Source organism: Mycobacterium sp. NGS16 (genome assembly GCF_059813225.1).
In genome coordinates this window covers 196,387-213,229 of record NZ_JCALEE010000001.1, presented here as the reverse complement: position 1 = coordinate 213,229, position 16,843 = coordinate 196,387, and the positions used below count along the sequence as shown (strand labels likewise).

Genomic DNA, 16,843 nt, shown 5'->3' with positions numbered 1-16,843 from the left:
TCTCCTAGTCGTTGGTATGCGGCACGCCCAGGCCGGCGGCGAGTTCGGCCAGCGCCACCTGGGCAAGCGGAAGGTCCACGCCGGTGGCCCGCCCCAGCCCCAGTGCCAGGCTGAGGTCTTTCTCCCCGAGCCCGCGGGTGTGGGTGAACGCGTCGCGCAGGAAGTGGTCTTCGGCCAGGGGCGCCGTCGAGTCGAGCAGCATGATCGCCCCCGGCCCGCCGGTGAGCGCATCGGTGTGCCGCACCACGCGGCCCAGCGCCTGCAGATCCAGCCCGGCTGCTTCGGCCAGTTTCATGGCCTCTCCGGCCGCTGCGTAGCCGGTGAAGGTCAACATGTTGCGCGCCAGCTTCATTCGGGTACCGGCACCGGGCTCACCGGCGTGGATGACTAGCGACGCCCAGCACTTGAACGCCGGCTTGACCTGTTCGTAGACGCTGCGCTCGGCCCCGACCATGGTGGCCAACTGGCCCTGGTCGGCGGCTCCGGCGCCACCGCTGACCGGTGCGTCGATGACGTGGAGACCCTGCGGCTTGAGCTGCTCGGCCAGCTCGGCGGCCGTGGTGTCGGCGATCGTGGAGTGGATCGCGATGACGGTGCCGGGTTTGGCATGAGCCGCCAGTTCGGCGACCACCTCGCGGACCTGGGCGTCGTCGAGCACCGTGACGCTGATGATGTCGGCGCTCGCCCCGACGTCGGCGACGCTGTGGGCGGCGCCGGCCCCGGCCTCGGCGAGCGGCGTCATCGCCTCGGCCCTCAGGTCGAATACCGTTACGCCGCCGGGCCAATCGAGAAGACGCTTGGCCATCGGTGCGCCCATGTTCCCCAGCCCGATGTAGCCGAGGCGGGGTTGCGCATCAGTTGTGTTCATGACCGGATGATCTGTCCGCCGTCGACATTGAAGATCTGCCCGGTGATCCACGATGCCGAATCCGACAGCAGGAACAGGCACATCGGAACCAGATCTTCGGGCGTGCCCATCCGGGCCAGCGGCAGCTGCTGCACCATCTGCTTGACGATGGCCTGCGGGGTGGTGGTCCGGTTGGCCTCGGTGTCGATCGGGCCGGGCGCGATCGCGTTGATCCGGATGTTGCGCCAGCCCAGTTCGCGGGAGAGCTGCTGGGTCAAGCCGTTGATGCCCACCTTGGCCAGCCCGTAGAAGTTCGAGTAAACCCATGCGGCGGTGGAGGACTGGTTGACGATGGCACCGCCACCGCGCTTGGTCATGTGCTCGTAGACCGCGCGGGTACAGATCAGCGCGCCGTCCAGATTCACCCGCATGAATTTCTCGTAGTAGTCCCACGGCACGGTCAGCAGACCGTCGAGCTTCATGCCGCCGAAGATCGCGGCGTTGTTGACCAGATAGTCGATCCCGCCGAACTCGGCCACCGCGGCATCCGCCATGGCCTGCGCCGACTCGGGATCGGAGACGTCGACGCGCACCGCGATCGCCTTGCCGCCGTCGGCGACGATCTGCTTGGCCACGCTCTGCGCACCGTCGGTATTGATGTCGGCGACCACCACCGCGGCCCCCTGCGCGGCCAACGCCTGGGCATATGCCTGGCCGATCCCGCCACCGGAACCGGTGACGATGGCCACCTTGTCGTCGAATTGCCCCATCTGCTGCATCTCCCTTGTTGCTCGTCAGTTCGCCGCTGTCGCAATGGCTTTGATTTCCAGGTACTCCTCGAACCCGGCCACACCCATCTCCCGGCCGTTGCCGGACTGCTTGTATCCGCCGAACGGCATGTCCGCGGAGTACCAGACCCCGCCGTTGATGTTGACGGTGCCGGCGCGAAGCCGGGCCGCTACCCGGGCGGCCCGGTCGGCGTCTGCACCGTAGACCGTTGCCGACAACCCGTAGGGCGAGTCGTTGGCGATGCGCACCGCGTCGTCGTCGCCGTCGTGGGCGATCACGGTGAGCACCGGGCCGAAGATCTCTTCGCGGGCCACCCGAGCGTCGTTGGTCAGCCCGGCGATCACGGTGGGTTCGATGAAGAAGCCGGCGGGCTGGTCGGCCGGGCGCCCACCACCGCAGGCGAATTCACCGCCCTCGGCCAGCGCCAGATCCAGGTAGCTTTGCACCCGGTCACGCTGGCGCGCCGAGATGACCGGGCCGCAGACCGTTCCGGGCTTGGTGGGATCACCCGGCTTGATCGAGCCCATGGTGCCGGCGGCGATGGCGACCGCCTCGTCGTAGCGGGCCCGCGGCACCACCAGCCGGGTGGTGATCGCGCAGCCCTGCCCGGCGTGCAGGCAGACCGAGAACCCGGCCACCGAGCAGGCCCCGGCCAGATCGGCATCGTCGAGCACCACGAAGGCGGATTTGCCGCCCAGCTCCAAGAAGACCTTCTTGATGGTCGCGGCCGCATCCGCCATCACGCTGCGGCCGGTGGCCGTTGACCCGGTGAACGAGACCATGTCCACTCGAGGGTCTCCTGCGAGCATCGCACCCAGGGTGTGGTCGGTGGAGGTGACGATGTTGACCACGCCGGGCGGGATGTCGGTGTGCTCGGCGATCAACTCTCCGAGCACCGCGGCGACCCACGGGGTATCCGGTGCGGGCTTGAGCACTATCGTGTTGCCGGCGGCCAGCGCCGGGCCGAGCTTGGCCAGGTTGATCTGGTGCGGGAAGTTCCACGGGGTGATGGCGCCGACGACGCCGACCGCCTCGCGCACCACCGAGCGCCGGGTGGGAATGCCCAGCGGGGTGGCATGGCCGAGATCCTGGGTCCATTCGTAGCTTTCGGCGGTGTCCGCGGCGAACCCGAGGTCAGCGATCGGGCCTTCGAGCTGCGCGCCGGCGGTGAGCATCCGCGGGGCACCGACCTCGGCGATGGTCAGCTCCCGGAGCTCTTCGACGTGCTCGCGCAGCACGTCACGCAGCTGGCGTATGCAGCGCACCCGCAGCTCGGTGTTGGTCGACCAGTCGGTGTCGTCGAAAGCCCGCCGTGCCGCGTCGATGGCGCGGTCCATGTCGGCGGCGTCCGCGTTGGCCGCCTCGCCGAGCACCTCCTCGGTGGCCGGGTTGACCGTGGCGAAGCCGCCGGCCCCGCCGGAGGTCAGCTTTCCGTCGATGAGCAGTCGGCTCGTGCCGTCAATCAGCGCCATCAGTCACTCCCACGCTTGGTGCCCCGGCCAAATTGGACACTTGTCCGTTATCGCTGGGTGGAACCCTAACCGCAGACTTGCCGGGACCGCAACCCGGAAGGCGAGAAACCGTTCTCCCCCAGCGGACTTGCCTAACCAAACCACCTTCAGTTACGTTGGACAGGTGTCCAGTGAATCGGTGGCAGCCGTCACATCGATGAACGGCGCGCCCCGCAATCGTCGCCAGGAGGAGACCTTCCGCAAAGTGCTGACCGCCGGCGTCGAGATGTTGCGGGAGAAGTCATATGCGGACTTGACCGTCCGCGCGGTCGCCGCACGGGCCAAGGTCGCTCCGGCAACCGCCTACACCTACTTCTCGTCGAAGAACCACCTGATCGCCGAGGTCTACCTGGATCTGGTCCGTCAGGTGCCCTACTTCACCGACGTCAACGAGCCGATGCCGAGTCGGGTCAACCAGGCGCTGCGGCACCTGGCGCTGGTGGTCGCCGACGAGCCCGAGGTCGCCGCGGCCTGCACGGCGGCGCTGCTCAGCGGCAGCGGCGACCCAGCGGTCCGCACGGTGCGCGACCGGATCGGCGCGGAGATCCACCGTCGCATCACCTCGGCGATCGGCCCGGGCGCAGATCCGCGGACCGTCTCGGCTTTGGAGATGACGTTCTTCGGCGCCCTGGTCAATGCCGGCAGCGGCGCCGTCACCTACCACCAGATCACCGATCGGCTGGCCTACGTGGTCAGCCTGATCCTCGAAGCAGGAGCATCGCGATGAGTCTTCAGACCGCGCCGCCGGTCCTCAACCCCTACGACTACGACTTCCATGAGGACCCGTTCCCGTACTACCGGCGGCTACGCGACGAAGCCCCGGTGTATCACAACGAAGAGCTGAACTTCTGGGCGATCTCGCGGCACACCGATGTGCTGCACGGGTTCCGCAACAGCGAGGCGCTGTCCAACCGCGACGGTGTCTCACTGGACCCGGTCTCCCGCGGCCCACATGCCCAGCTGGTGATGTCGTTTCTGGCGATGGACGATCCGCAGCATCTGCGGCTTCGCACCCTGGTGTCCAAGGGCTTCACCCCGCGCCGGATCCGCGAGCTCGAACCGCAGGTGGTGCGGCTGGCGCGTCAGCATCTCGACGCCGCGATCCAGCCCGGCTCCGACGGCACCTGTTCGTTCGACTTCATCAACGATTTCGCCGGCAAGCTGCCGATGGACGTCATCTCCGAGCTGATGGGGGTTCCCGAGGCCGACCGGGCGCGGATCCGGGAACTCGCCGACGGGGTGCTGCACCGCGAGGACGGGGTGACCGACGTCCCGCCGTCGGCGATTCAGGCGTCGGTGGATCTGATGACCTACTACACCGAGATGATCGCCGACTTCAAGAAGAACCCGGCCGACAATCTGACCTCGGCGCTGCTGGAGACCGAGGTCGACGGGGACCGCTTGGGCGACCAGGAGATCCTGGCGTTTCTGTTCCTGATGGTGATCGCCGGCAACGAGACCACCACCAAGCTGCTGGGCAGCTCGGTCTACTGGGGCCACCGCAACCGCGACCAGCTGGCCTCGGTGTTCGCCGACCGCTCCCGGATCCCGCTGTGGGTGGAGGAGACGCTGCGCTATGACACGCCCAGCCAGATCCTGGCACGCACCGCCGCGCAGGATTACACCCTGCACGGCACCACGATCCCCGCTGATTCGGTGGTACTGCTGTTGCCCGGCTCCGGAAACCGCGACGAACGGGTCTTCGACGACCCCGACGAATTCCGGATCGGCCGCGACATCGGCTCCAAGCTGCTCAGTTTCGGCAGCGGCGCCCACTTCTGCCTCGGAGCGCACCTGGCCCGGATGGAGGCCCGGGTGGCGCTCGAGGAACTGCTCAACCGGATCAGTGACTACCAGGTCGATGAGGCCAACGCCGTGCGGGTGCATTCCTCCAACGTGCGGGGCTTCGCCGACCTCCCGATCACCATCAAGGAGGCGTAAATGCCACGTTTCGATCCACCTCCGGCCCGCCGGCCCGCCATCGTCGCCGGCGCGTCTTCCGGTATCGGTGCGGCCACCGCGGAAGAGCTGGCGAGCCGCGGATTCCCGGTGGCGCTCGGTGCCCGACGCACCGACAAACTCGCCGATCTGGTCGCCAAGATCCGCGACGACGGCGGTGAAGCGGTTGCGTTCCCGCTGGATGTCACCGACGCCGATTCCGTCAAATCGTTTGTGGCGCAGAGTATCGAGGCTCTCGGTGAGATCGAGCTGCTGGTCTCGGGCGCCGGCGACATGTTCCCGGGCCGTATCCACGAGATGAGCACCGAGGCGTTCAACGACCAGATCCAGGTTCACCTGATCGGCGCCAACCGGCTCGCCACCGCAGTGGTGCCCGACATGGTGGCCCGCCGCCGCGGCGACGTGATCTTCGTCGGCTCCGATGTCGCACTGCAGCAGCGCCCACACATGGGCGCCTACGGCGCTGCCAAATCCGCGCTGGTTGCCATGGTGAACAACATGCGGATGGAGTTGGAGGGCACCGGGGTTCGGGCTTCAATCGTGCACCCCGGTCCGACTCTGACCGAGATGGGCTGGAAGCTGTCGGCCGAGCAGGTGGGGCCGATGCTGGAGGACTGGGCCAAGTGGGGTCAGGCTCGGCACAGCTACTTTCTTCGGCCACAAGACCTGGCTCGCGCCATCGCGTTCGTCGCCGAAACTCCTCGCGGCGCACACATCGTCGACATGGAGGTGCAGCCGGAGGCCCCGCTGCACGACACCGCCTCCGACCGCCAGCACCTGCAATTGGGCGAGGAAGGAATGCCGAAATCATGACCGTCACGACTGAGGTTCCGCGGGTCTCCGGTGGTGAAGCCGAGCACGGCCACCTCGAAGAGTTCCGCACCGACCCGATCGGCTTGATGCAGCGGGTCCGCGACGAATGCGGAGATGTCGGCTGGTTCGATCTGGCCGGCCGCAAAGTGGTGCTGCTCACCGGCGCCGAAGCCAACGAGTTCTTCTTTCGATCCACCGACGACGAACTCGACCAGGCCGCCGCCTACCCGTTCATGACGCCGATCTTCGGCAACGGCGTGGTATTCGACGCGCCACCGGAACGGCGCGCGGAGATGCTGCACAACACCGCCCTTCGCGGCGACCACATGAAGAGCCACGCCAGCACCATCGAGCACGAAGTGCGCCAGATGATCGCCGACTGGGGCGACGAAGGCGAGATCGACTTACTGGAGTTCTTCGCCGAGCTGACCATCTACACCTCGACGGCCTGCCTGATCGGGCGAAAGTTCCGCGAGGAACTCGACCACCGGTTCGCCGAGCTGTACTACGAACTCGAACGCGGTACCGACCCGCTGTGCTACGTCGACCCGTACCTGCCGATCGAGAGCTTCCGGCGCCGTGACGAGGCCCGCGTCAAGCTGGTCGAACTGGTGCAGGGCATCATGAACGGCCGGATCGCCAATCCGGAGACCGACAAGAAGCGCCGCGACATGATCGATGTCATGGTCTCGATCCCCGACGAGGACGGCAACCCGCGGTTCTCCGCCGATGAGATCACCGGGATCATCATCTCGATCATGTTCGCCGGGCACCACACCAGCTCCGGAACCTCGGCGTGGACACTGATCGAGATGCTGCGCCACCCCGACGCCCTCGCCGCGGTGCAAAAGGAGCTCGACGAGCTCTACGCCGACGGCGGTGAGGTGAGTTTCCATGCCCTGCGCCAGATTCCGAATCTGGAGAACGTGCTCAAGGAGACTCTGCGACTGCACCCGCCGCTGATCATCCTGATGCGCATGGCCAAAGGCGAGTTCGAGGTCTGCGGCTACCCGATCCACTCCGGCGACATGGTGGCGGCCTCACCGGCGGTCTCCAACCGGATCCCGGAATCGTTCCCGGAGCCGAACGAGTTCGTGCCGGAACGCTACAACGAGCCGCGTGAGGAAGACGTCATCCACCGCTGGACCTGGATTCCGTTCGGGGCCGGCCGGCACCGTTGTGTGGGCGCGGCGTTCGCCACCATGCAGATCAAGGCGATCTTCTCGGTTCTGCTGCGCGAGTATGACTTCGAGATGTCGCAGCCACCGGAGACCTACCGCAACGACCATTCCAAGATGGTGGTGCAGCTGGCCCGGCCGGCCAAGGTGCGCTACCGCCGCCGTAGCGCATAAGGAGGCCGGTGCCCATGACATTTCACGTCAAAGTCGACTTGGATCTGTGCCAGGGCCACGCGATGTGCGAGCTGGAGGCACCCGACTATTTCCGGGTGCCCAAACGCGGCAAGGTCGAGATCCTCAACGGCGAACCGCCGGATGACGACCGCCGCCAGGTCGAAGAGGCCGTACGGGCCTGCCCCACCAGAGCGTTGTCCATTCACGAGAAGAAGGATTGAGAGATGCCGTCGTTCCCCCGCGAAGAACTCGAAGATGTCGTCGAACGCTGGTTGCAGGCCAACCGCGAAGCCGAAAAGGCCGGCGACTGGCGCAATCTGGCCGCCTTCTACACCGATGACGCGACCTACGGCTGGAACATCGGCCCCAAGGAAGACGTCATGTGCGTCGGCATCGACGAGATCCGCGACATCGCCCTGGGCCAGGAGATGGACGGACTGCACGGCTGGACCTACCCCTACCAGAAGGTGATCATCGACGACCGGCAGGGCGAGGTGGTCGGCTTCTGGAAGCAGGTCGCCAAAATAGGTGAAGCAGCCGACGACGTGCGCGAGATCTACGGGATCGGCGGCAGCTGGTTCCGTTACGCCGGCAACGGCAAGTTCAACTGGCAGCGCGACTTCTTCGACTTCGGCCACGTCTCAGCGCTCTACATGGAACTGATCAAGGCGGGCAAGCTGTCGGCGGGCATGCAGAAGCGCATCGAACGCAGTATGGCCGGCGAGAAGATTCCCGGCTACTACCCGCTGGGCCAGTCGCCCGTTCCGCTCTGGTAGCCCACCGCGGACACCCAGGAGAACACGTGGCCATACGCGTCGCTCTGATCGGCACCGGTAATGCGGGGCGCATCGCCCTGCGGAGCCTGATCAGCAATCCCGCCTACGAGCTCACCGGGGTGTGGGTCTCAACGGCCGCCAAGGTGGGCCGAGACGCCGGTGACCTGGCCGGCCTCGAGGTGCACACCGGAATCGCCGCCACCGACGACTTCGATGCGATCATCGCCGCCAAACCCGACGCCGCGGTCTACTGCGCCATGGGTGATACCCGGCTGCCCGGTGCGCTGCGGGACGTCTGCCGGCTGCTCGCCGCCGGGGTCAACGTCATCGGGACGGCTCCCGGTGTCCTGCAGTATCCCTGGGGCGTCATCCCGGACAAGTTCATCGGCCCCGTCGAAGACGCCGCCCGGCAAGGCGATTCGAGTGTCTACGTCAACGGGGTAGATCCCGGCTTCATCAATGACCTGGTGCCCTTGGCGTTCGCCAGCACGTGCCAGCGCGTGGAGCAGATCCGCTGCCTGGAGATCGCCGACTACGCGACCTACGACGGCGCCGAGGTCATGTTCGACGTGATGGGCTTCGGGAGTTCACTCGACGACGTCCCGATGCTGCTCCAGCCCGGTATCTTGAGCATCGCGTGGGGCGCCGCGATCCGCGAACTCGCCACCGGGTTGGGCGTCACCCTGGATGCCATCACCGACTCGTGCGAGCGGGAGCCGGCGCCGGAGGCATTCGACATCGCCGCCGGGCATATCCCCAAGGGCGGCGTCGCCGCACTCAAATTCGAGATCCGCGGCATCGTCGACGGGCACCCGCTGATCGTGGTGGAGCACGTCACCCGGCTGCGCAGCGACCTGCGGCCGGACTGGGCGCAGCCTTCCCAACCGGGTGGCTGCTATCGGGTGGAGCTCACCGGCGAGCCGTCGTATGCGGTCGACATCCGCCCGACCAGCCGCCACGGCGACCACAACTACGCGGCGATCGCCGCCGGGGTGGGCCGGGTCGTCAACGCCGTGCCCGCCGTAGTCGCGGCGCCGGCCGGCATCGTCACCACACTTGATCTACCGCTGGCCGCCCGTGGCGTGCAGCTAACCACCGAATCACCGAAAGGCTGAGCACAACTATGGGACGTGTGGACGGAAAAGTCGTTCTGATCAGTGGCGGCGCGCGCGGGATGGGCGCGTCCCACGCCCGGATGCTGGTCGCCGAAGGCGCCAAAGTGGTCATCGGCGACGTACTCGATGACGAGGGCGCCGCGCTGGCCGGCGAACTCGGCGACGCCGCGGCCTACGTACACCTCGACGTCCGCGACCCCGAGCAGTGGGCCGCCGCCGTGGCGGCCGCGGTCAGCGGGTTCGGCAAGCTGAACGTATTGGTCAATAATGCCGGGACCGTCGCGTTGGGGTCGCTGCGCAAGTTCGATCTGGACCAGTGGCACAACGTGATCGACGTCAACCTCAACGGCACCTTTCTGGGCATGCGCGCGGTGATCGACTCGATGATCGCGGCGGGCGGCGGATCCATCATCAACGTGTCCTCGATCGAGGGCCTGCGCGGGGCGCCGATGGTGCACCCCTACGTGGCGTCGAAGTGGGCGGTGCGCGGGCTGTCCAAATCCGCCGCACTTGAACTGGCGCGTCACAACATTCGGGTCAATTCACTGCATCCCGGGTTCATCCGCACCCCGATGACCGAGCACCTGCCCGAAGACATGGTCACGATCCCGCTCGGCCGACCCGGCGAATCCGAGGAGGTCTCCACCTTCGTGGTGTTTCTGGCCAGCGACGAATCCTCCTACGCCACCGGCTCGGAGTTCGTCATGGACGGCGGTCTGGTCACCGACGTTCCGCACAAGACCGGTTGACACTAGGTCATACACATGGCCATGATGTGTATGCCCGGCGCCGGCTCGGCGCCCCGCGACAATCAGAGGTGTTCGTCTTGACATCAACGCAATCAGGCTGTCCGTTCGGCCCGGGTTTCGACTTCACCGACCCGGATGTCCTGCTGCACGGCATGCCGATCGCCGAGTTCGCCCAACTGCGTAAGACCGCGCCAGTCTGGTGGAACGAACAACCCGCGCACAGCAACATCTTCGATGACGGCGGCTACTGGGTCGTCAGCAAACACCAACACATCAAAGAGATCTCGCGCGACAATGAGGTGTGGTCGACCAACGCCAAGGGCGCGGTGATGCGGCTGCCCGACGGCATCACCGCCGACCAGCTGGAGCTGACCAAGGCGCTGCTGATCAACCATGACCCACCCGAGCACACCCGGCTGCGCAAGCTGGTGTCACGGTTGTTCACCCCGCGATCGGTCGGCGCGCTGGAGGACAAGCTCGCGCGTTCGGCCCGCGACATCGTTGCCGCCGCCGCCGAGAAGGACAGCGGCAACTTCGTCGACGACATCGCGATGAAGCTGCCGCTGTTGGCGATCGCCGACTTGATCGGGGTTCCCGAGGCCGACCGGGAGAAGCTGTTTGCATGGACCAACTCGATCATGAACACCGACGACCCGGATTTCGACTCCGATCCGGCGATGGCCAACGCCGAGTTGATGGGCTACGCCTACACCATGGCCGAGGAGCGGCGGCGCTGTCCGGCTGACGACATCGTCACGCGCTTGGTGCAGGCCGACATCGACGGCGAATCCCTCGGCGAGACCGAGTTCGCGTTCTTCGTGATCCTGTTGGCGGTGGCGGGCAACGAGACCACCCGCAACGCCATCACCCACGGCATCAACGCGTTCGCGGAGAACCCGGACCAGTGGGAGCTCTACAAGCGCGAACGCCCGGAGACCGCCGTCGACGAGATCGTCCGGTGGGCCACCCCGGTGCACTGCTTCCAGCGCACCGCGAAGGTCGACACCGAGGTCGGCGGCGTGGCCATCGCGCGGGGACAGCGGGTCGGCCTGTTCTACAGCTCGGCCAACTACGACGAAGAGGTCTTCGACCGGCCGTTCGACTTCGACATCCGGCGCGACCCCAACCCGCATCTGGCGTTCGGCGGGCAGGGCACGCACTACTGCATCGGCGCCAACCTGGCCCGCATGGAGATCCGGTTGATGTTCGACGAGATCGCCACCCAGCTGCCCGATATCGCCAAACTGGCCGAGCCGCAACGACTCCGCTCCGGCTGGATCAACGGTGTCAAAGAACTGCAGGTCTCCTACCACGGCTGACCGCGGCGATGCGCGCGATTCGAACAGAACCTTCCCGCGAGGTGGTGGTCGGCTATAGGCTGCCACGAGTGGGCTGCCCGACGTCCCGAGCCAGGCCCGGGGCCGTTCTCTAGCCGGATATCGAAAGATGAAAGCAGGTTCTTAGGTGAAGACAAAGGGTGCGTTGCTCTGGGAGTTCAACAAGCCGTGGTCGGTCGAGGAGATCGAGATCGGCGACCCCCAGAAAGACGAGGTCAAGATCCAGCTGGAGGCGGCCGGCATGTGCCACTCCGACCACCACCTGATGACCGGCGGCATCCCGATGGCCGGCTTCCCCGTCCTGGGCGGCCACGAAGGCGCCGGCATCGTCACCGAAGTCGGTCCCGGCGTCGAGGACATCGCGCCCGGCGACCACGTCGTGCTGTCCTTCATCCCGTCCTGTGGCCGGTGTCCGACCTGTCAGGCCGGGATGCGTAACCTGTGCGACCTGGGCGCCGGGCTGCTCAACGGCGTGGCGGTCAGCGACGGCACCTTCCGGATCACCGCCCGCGGCCAGGGTGTCTACCCGATGACGCTGCTGGGCACCTTCTCGCCGTGGATGGTGGTGCACAAGACGTCGGTGGTGAAGATCGACCCGTCGATCCCGTTCGAGGTGGCCTGCCTGGTGGGCTGCGGCGTCACCACCGGCTACGGCTCGGCGGTGCGCACCGCTGATATCCGACCCGGCGAGGACGTCGCGATCGTCGGCGTCGGGGGGGTCGGCATGTCGGCCCTGCAAGGTGCGGTCAATGCCGGCGCCCGCAACGTCTTCGTCATCGACCCGGTGGACTGGAAGCGTGATCAGGCACTGAAGTTCGGTGCCACCCATGTGTATCCGGACATCATGGCCGCGATGGGCGGGATGATGGAGGTCACCGCCGGGCTGATGGCCAAGAAGGTGATCGTCACCGTCGGCGAGGTGCACGGCGCCGACATCGACAACTACATGATCCTGACCGCCAAGGGCGGCACCTGCGTGCTGACCGCCATGGGCAGCATGCTCGACAACCAGGTCACGCTCAACCTGTCGATGCTGACCCTGCTGCAAAAGAACCTGCAGGGCACCATCTTCGGCGGCGGCAATCCGCAGTACGACATCCCGCAGCTGTTGTCGATGTACAAGGCCGGCAAGCTCAATCTCGACGACATGGTGACCCGCCAGTACAAGCTGGAGCAGATCAACGACGGCTACCAGGACATGCTGGACGGCAAGAACATTCGCGGCATCATCCGCTACACCGACGACGATCGGTAATTCCGATTGACTCTGCGTTGAGGGCGGAGAAGCGCGAGAAGCGCCCGCCCTCAGCGCAGAGTCAACGCCGGGTTAGGCCTTCCGGAACACCAGGCTGGCCCGCAGCCTGGTTCGGTTGCCGACCATGCCCAAGAAGTTGCCCTCCACGGCGAACTGCTTGCGGGTCACGGTCGTCTCGGTGGTCAGCCGCACCGCCCCGTTACCGAGCGGGGTGATGTCGACCTTGAGCGGTAACGGTCCGGTGATGCCCTTGACGGTCAGTTCGGCGTCCAGGCGGGCGGCGTCACCACCGGCCGGCTCCCCGCTGGTGACCACGACGGTGATGTCGGGGAAGCGGTCGGTGTCGAAGAAGTTCGACCGGCGCAGGTCATGGTCGCGGGTGCCCAGGCCGGTGTTGATCGAGGCGGCCTTGATGTCGACACGCCCGGATACCGTCTTGGCGTCCTTGATCTCGCCGCTGCCCGAAAAATCGGTGAAAGCGCCACGCACCTTCAGCGCACCCCACATCGTGCCGTTCTCGAACCGGATACTGGACTCCCCGGCATCCAGGTTCCAGGTGCCGACCGCCTCGGGGCTGCTGAGAAATGTTGTGACAGCTGACATCTCATCTCCTCTACCGGTGGCGTGGCGAGCCCGGACCGGGGGCACCAGCTCGTTGTCGATAATACGCAGCAGCGGCCGCTAAATCCGCGACTCGACGCATATGCTGAAGCTCATGAGCACCGTCTTCACCAAGATCATCAACCGGGAACTGCCGGGCCGGTTCGTCTACGAGGATGACGACGTCGTCGGTTTCCTGACCATCGAGCCGATGACCCAAGGCCACACGCTGGTGGTGCCCCGCGCCGAGATCGACCAGTGGCAGGACGTCGACGGCGCCGTCTTCGCCCAGGTGATGGCCGTGGCGCAGCGCATCGGCAAGGCGGTGTGCCGGGCGTTCGACACCGAGCGTGCCGGCCTGATCATCGCCGGCCTGGAGGTGCCCCACCTGCACGTCCACGTCTTCCCGACCCGGAGCCTGGCCGACTTCGGCTTCGCCGGCGTGGACCGCAATCCCACACCGGAATCCCTGGACGAGGCGCAAGCCAAGATCAAGGCTGCGCTCGCCGAACTGTCCTGAGGCTCAGCGGATCTCGGCGGGAATCTCGGCTCTTTCGGCCGACGTGTCGGCGAGTCGCGGCACCGCGACCCGGAACGTGCAGCCCTGACCGGGCGGGGAACTCACCGTGACGGTGCCGCCATGCGCCCGGGTCAGCGAGTCGACGATCGAGAGCCCCAGCCCGGTGCCACCGCTGGCCCGCGCCCGCGACGAGTCGGTGCGGAAGAACCGCTCGAAGGCCCGCTGCACGTCCTGTTCGCTCATCCCGGGCCCCTGGTCGACGACCTCGAGGATCGCGTCGTCGCCCTCGGTGCCGACCCGCACCCTGATGGCGGCGTCCTCCGGGGTGTGCTGCAGCGCGTTGGACACCAGATTGCTCAGCACCTGACGCAGCCGGGCTTCGTCACCGAGCACCTCCGGGGTGCCCGGGCCGTCGAAGACCTCCAGTTCGATGGTCCGATTCGGCGCGATGGCCCGCGCATCGTGCACCGCGTCGGTGGCCAGCACCAGCAGGTCGACCCAGGTGCGTTCCAGCGGCCGCTGGGCGTCCATCCGGGCCAGCAGCAGCAGATCCTCGACGAGCAGGCCCATCCGACTGGCTTCGCTTTCGATCCGCGACATCAGCAACTCGACGTCGCGGGCCGCGCCCTGGCGGTACAACTCGGCGAAGCCACGGATCGTGGTCAGCGGTGTGCGTAGCTCGTGGCTGGCATCGGTGATGAACCGCCGCATCCTCTCCTCGGAGACCCGCGCGTTGTCCGCCGAGGCCGCCGAGGACGCCACCGCCTGCTGAATCTGCGCCAGCATGCCGTTGAGCGCCAGCGAGAGCCGCCCGACCTCGGTACGCGGATCACGCTCGGGCACCCGGCGATCCAACTGGCCGGCGGCGATCGCCGCGGCGGTCCGCTCGACCTCGGCCAGCGGACGCAGGCTGCGGTTGACCACCACATAGCCGGCGGCACCGAGCACCAGCAGCACCCCCATGCCGATCGCCACCCGCGACCAGGCCAGGTAGCGCAGCGTGGCCCGCGGATCGGACAAGTCCCGGGCGACCGTGATCAGCCTGCCGTTCTCACCGTGCACCGACAGCGCCCGCCACTGCACCCCCGAGCCGTCGACCGACCCGATCGTCACCGGCACCGATCCCACGTCGTTGTCCGGCGGCAACAGCGGCTCGGCGTTCTGGTCGTTGACGACCGTCCAGATGCTGCCATCCGGGTCGACGTCGCGGACATAGAAGCTTGTCGGCGGCCGGCCGGGATTCGGGTCCTCGTCCTCCTGCAATGGCGCCCGGCCACGTTGTTCCAGCGCCCAGCCGTGCGCGGCGTCGATGAGCGTCGCGTCGATCCGGCTGATCAGCCGGTGCCGCAGGATGGTGGTGACGGCATACCCCTGCGCCAGCAAGCCGATGGCCACCATGGCCAAGGTGGCGGCGACCAGACTGACCCGGAGTGGCAGGACGCCGCGGGGGACCACTACCTTTCCCCTGACCGAAGAGCGTCGGTCACCGCGGCTCGCGCAGCACATAGCCCACCCCGCGCAGCGTGTGCAGCAGGCGCTTCTCGCCGGTATCGATCTTGCGGCGCAGATAGGACACGTAGGACTCCACCACGTTGACGTCGCCACCGAAGTCGTAGCGCCAGACGTGGTCGAGGATCTTGGGCTTGCTCAACACGGTGCCGGCGTTGATCACGAAATAGCGCAGCAAGGTGAACTCGGTCGGCGACAGCGATACCGGCTGGCCGGCCTTCCACACCTCATGGGTGTCCTCGTCGAGTTCGATGTCGGCGAAGGTCAGCCGGGAGTTGCGCGGCTCCCCGGCACCCTTGCCGGCCCGGCGCAGGATGACCCGCAGCCGGGCCACCACCTCCTCCAGGCTGAACGGCTTGGTCACGTAGTCGTCGCCGCCGAGAGTGAGGCCGGTGATCTTGTCCTGCAGCGAGTCGCGCGCGGTCAAGAACAACGCCGGGGCGTCGATGCCGTCGGCGCGCAGCCGGCGCAGCACCCCGAACCCGTCCATCCCGGGCATCATCACGTCCAGGATCACCGCATCCGGTCGCACCTCGCGCGCACGGTCCAACGCCGCCGGCCCGCTGGAGGCGGTGTAGACCTCGAATCCCTGGAATTTGAGGCTGACCGACAGCAACTCGACGATGTTCGTCTCGTCATCGACGACCAGGACACGGGCCTCCGGCGCAGCGTCATGCGCAGCTGTTGCTCCCATAGGGTCAATTCCCTCGTGGTCGGGTGAAAATGAACTGGATATCAGCTGTGTGTTTGTTGTCAATCAAACTACCTGATATCGGTCCCGGATCGCCCCTACACTGGCCGGATGAGCCTGGCCAAACAGCTGATCGCCGTATCGACCGCTCCGGCGCGGATCGGTCTGTCGATCGCCGACGCCGGGCTCGGGGTCGCCACGGCCGCCCTCGGGCTGGCCCGCCAGACGCTCGGGGAATCCCCCACCCAGGGGCCGGCCAACTCGATGGCGCAGATGCTGGGCCTGGAGGACACCATCGCCCGGGCCAATCGGCTGGCCAAGCTGATGGACGACGACGCCCCGCTGGGGCGCGCGCTGGCGCCGGGCGGCCCGGTGGACCGGCTGCTGAGCCCGGGCGGGCTGGTCGACCAGCTGACCGGGCCGGGCGGCGTGCTCGACCGGCTCACCGCCGAGGGCGGCGGATTGCAGCGAGCGCTGCAGCCGGGCGGGCTGGTGGATCAACTGACCGATGAGGACGGGTTGATCGAGCGCCTGCTCTCCGAGGACGGCCTGGCCGACCGGCTGCTGGCCGAGGGCGGGCTGGTCGACAAGCTCACCGCGCGCAACGGCCCGCTGGAGCAACTCGCGAACGTCGCCGACACGTTGAGCCGGCTGGCACCGGGGATGGAGGCGCTGGAGCCGGCCATCGAGACGCTGCAAGAGGCCGTTATCGCGCTGACGTTGGTGGTCAACCCGCTGAGCAATATCGCCGAGCGGATCCCGCTGCTGCCCCGCCGGTCCGGCCGGCGCTCCTCGTCGCGGCCGGTGCGCTCCCAGCGGGTGATCGAGTCCGATCCCGCCGACGTCGAGTGACGGGCCAGGCATGGAGCCGCGTGAGAGACTCGAACTCTCGACATCCGCTTTACAAGAGCGACGCTCTACCAACTGAGCTAACGCGGCCGGGGCTGGCTCGATGAGCCATGGCGATTGTACGACGGGGTGGTGCCGGCGGGCCGCCCGCTCCCGCGAGCACAAGTAGAC

Annotated in this window: 18 protein-coding genes and 1 tRNA gene; 12 read left to right on the top strand and 7 right to left on the bottom strand. The window is 67.1% G+C overall.

Features of this window, described 5'->3' with window-relative positions:
• Positions 1 to 4: 4 nt before the first annotated feature.
• Genes AC5Y4Q_RS01035 through AC5Y4Q_RS01025 form a run of 3 tightly spaced genes read right to left on the bottom strand, consistent with a single transcriptional unit; the run spans position 5 to position 3,108 of the window.
• Positions 5 to 868 (bottom strand): NAD(P)-dependent oxidoreductase, encoded by an 864-nt coding sequence (locus tag AC5Y4Q_RS01035; RefSeq protein WP_125224803.1) that lies wholly within the window; start codon positions 866 to 868, stop codon positions 5 to 7.
• A complete protein-coding gene (locus AC5Y4Q_RS01030; protein WP_109535776.1) occupies positions 865 to 1,617 on the bottom strand; it encodes an SDR family oxidoreductase in 753 nt (250 codons plus the stop codon). Before AC5Y4Q_RS01030 ends, AC5Y4Q_RS01035 begins: the two co-directional genes overlap by 4 nt.
• Positions 1,618 to 1,641: 24 nt before the next feature.
• Complete coding sequence (locus AC5Y4Q_RS01025) at positions 1,642 to 3,108, bottom strand: aldehyde dehydrogenase (protein ID WP_125224802.1); 1,467 nt, start codon at positions 3,106 to 3,108, stop codon at positions 1,642 to 1,644.
• A gap of 196 nt (positions 3,109 to 3,304) precedes the next feature.
• Between AC5Y4Q_RS01025 and AC5Y4Q_RS01020 the strand changes: the two genes are divergently transcribed.
• From AC5Y4Q_RS01020 to AC5Y4Q_RS00975, 10 genes are all read left to right on the top strand, one after another.
• Positions 3,305 to 3,874, top strand: coding sequence for a TetR family transcriptional regulator (locus AC5Y4Q_RS01020; RefSeq protein ID WP_419179718.1), 570 nt, complete (start codon positions 3,305 to 3,307; stop codon positions 3,872 to 3,874).
• Complete coding sequence (locus AC5Y4Q_RS01015; RefSeq protein WP_125224801.1) at positions 3,871 to 5,088, top strand: cytochrome P450; 1,218 nt, start codon at positions 3,871 to 3,873, stop codon at positions 5,086 to 5,088. Before AC5Y4Q_RS01020 ends, AC5Y4Q_RS01015 begins: the two co-directional genes overlap by 4 nt.
• On the top strand, positions 5,089 to 5,919 hold the full coding sequence (locus tag AC5Y4Q_RS01010) for an SDR family oxidoreductase (protein WP_064924084.1): 831 nt from the start codon (positions 5,089 to 5,091) through the stop codon (positions 5,917 to 5,919).
• A complete protein-coding gene (cyp51, locus tag AC5Y4Q_RS01005; protein ID WP_125224800.1) occupies positions 5,916 to 7,271 on the top strand; it encodes a lanosterol 14-alpha demethylase in 1,356 nt (451 codons plus the stop codon). The genes AC5Y4Q_RS01010 and cyp51 overlap by 4 nt, the downstream gene beginning before the upstream one ends.
• A 14-nt stretch (positions 7,272 to 7,285) precedes the next feature.
• Positions 7,286 to 7,492, top strand: coding sequence for a ferredoxin (locus tag AC5Y4Q_RS01000; RefSeq protein WP_064924086.1), 207 nt, complete (start codon positions 7,286 to 7,288; stop codon positions 7,490 to 7,492).
• A gap of 3 nt (positions 7,493 to 7,495) precedes the next feature.
• Positions 7,496 to 8,047: a Cif family virulence factor gene (locus AC5Y4Q_RS00995; protein WP_064924087.1), complete on the top strand. Its 552-nt coding sequence runs from the start codon at positions 7,496 to 7,498 to the stop codon at positions 8,045 to 8,047.
• A gap of 26 nt (positions 8,048 to 8,073) precedes the next feature.
• The gene (locus AC5Y4Q_RS00990; protein ID WP_125224799.1) at positions 8,074 to 9,162 is read left to right on the top strand and encodes an NAD(P)H-dependent amine dehydrogenase family protein; all 1,089 of its coding nucleotides are present in this window, start codon (positions 8,074 to 8,076) and stop codon (positions 9,160 to 9,162) included.
• A gap of 8 nt (positions 9,163 to 9,170) precedes the next feature.
• Positions 9,171 to 9,911, top strand: a complete 741-nt coding sequence (locus tag AC5Y4Q_RS00985; RefSeq protein ID WP_125224798.1) for a glucose 1-dehydrogenase — start codon at positions 9,171 to 9,173, stop codon at positions 9,909 to 9,911.
• Positions 9,912 to 9,979: 68 nt separating this feature from the next.
• The gene (locus AC5Y4Q_RS00980; protein WP_419179716.1) at positions 9,980 to 11,230 is read left to right on the top strand and encodes a cytochrome P450; all 1,251 of its coding nucleotides are present in this window, start codon (positions 9,980 to 9,982) and stop codon (positions 11,228 to 11,230) included.
• A 145-nt stretch (positions 11,231 to 11,375) separates the two neighbouring features.
• Positions 11,376 to 12,503: an NDMA-dependent alcohol dehydrogenase gene (locus AC5Y4Q_RS00975; RefSeq protein WP_125224797.1), complete on the top strand. Its 1,128-nt coding sequence runs from the start codon at positions 11,376 to 11,378 to the stop codon at positions 12,501 to 12,503.
• A gap of 72 nt (positions 12,504 to 12,575) precedes the next feature.
• On the opposite strand, the gene AC5Y4Q_RS00970 is transcribed toward AC5Y4Q_RS00975, so the two are convergent.
• The gene (locus AC5Y4Q_RS00970) at positions 12,576 to 13,106 is read right to left on the bottom strand and encodes a YceI family protein (RefSeq protein WP_125224796.1); all 531 of its coding nucleotides are present in this window, start codon (positions 13,104 to 13,106) and stop codon (positions 12,576 to 12,578) included.
• Between the two features lie 112 nt (positions 13,107 to 13,218).
• On the opposite strand from AC5Y4Q_RS00970, the gene AC5Y4Q_RS00965 reads away from it, so the two are divergent.
• On the top strand, positions 13,219 to 13,623 hold the full coding sequence (locus tag AC5Y4Q_RS00965) for an HIT family protein (protein WP_185746592.1): 405 nt from the start codon (positions 13,219 to 13,221) through the stop codon (positions 13,621 to 13,623).
• Positions 13,624 to 13,626: 3 nt separating this feature from the next.
• Here AC5Y4Q_RS00965 and AC5Y4Q_RS00960 read toward each other — a convergent pair whose 3' ends face one another.
• Both AC5Y4Q_RS00960 and AC5Y4Q_RS00955 read right to left on the bottom strand, forming a co-directional pair.
• On the bottom strand, positions 13,627 to 15,129 hold the full coding sequence (locus AC5Y4Q_RS00960; RefSeq protein WP_125224794.1) for a sensor histidine kinase: 1,503 nt from the start codon (positions 15,127 to 15,129) through the stop codon (positions 13,627 to 13,629).
• Positions 15,107 to 15,826, bottom strand: a complete 720-nt coding sequence (locus AC5Y4Q_RS00955) for a response regulator transcription factor (protein WP_064924093.1) — start codon at positions 15,824 to 15,826, stop codon at positions 15,107 to 15,109. Before AC5Y4Q_RS00955 ends, AC5Y4Q_RS00960 begins: the two co-directional genes overlap by 23 nt.
• Before the next feature lie 108 nt (positions 15,827 to 15,934).
• On the opposite strand from AC5Y4Q_RS00955, the gene AC5Y4Q_RS00950 reads away from it, so the two are divergent.
• Positions 15,935 to 16,675: a hypothetical protein gene (locus tag AC5Y4Q_RS00950; RefSeq protein WP_064924094.1), complete on the top strand. Its 741-nt coding sequence runs from the start codon at positions 15,935 to 15,937 to the stop codon at positions 16,673 to 16,675.
• A gap of 11 nt (positions 16,676 to 16,686) precedes the next feature.
• Here AC5Y4Q_RS00950 and AC5Y4Q_RS00945 read toward each other — a convergent pair.
• Positions 16,687 to 16,762: transfer RNA gene (locus tag AC5Y4Q_RS00945), tRNA-Thr, on the bottom strand.
• Positions 16,763 to 16,843 lie beyond the last annotated feature (81 nt).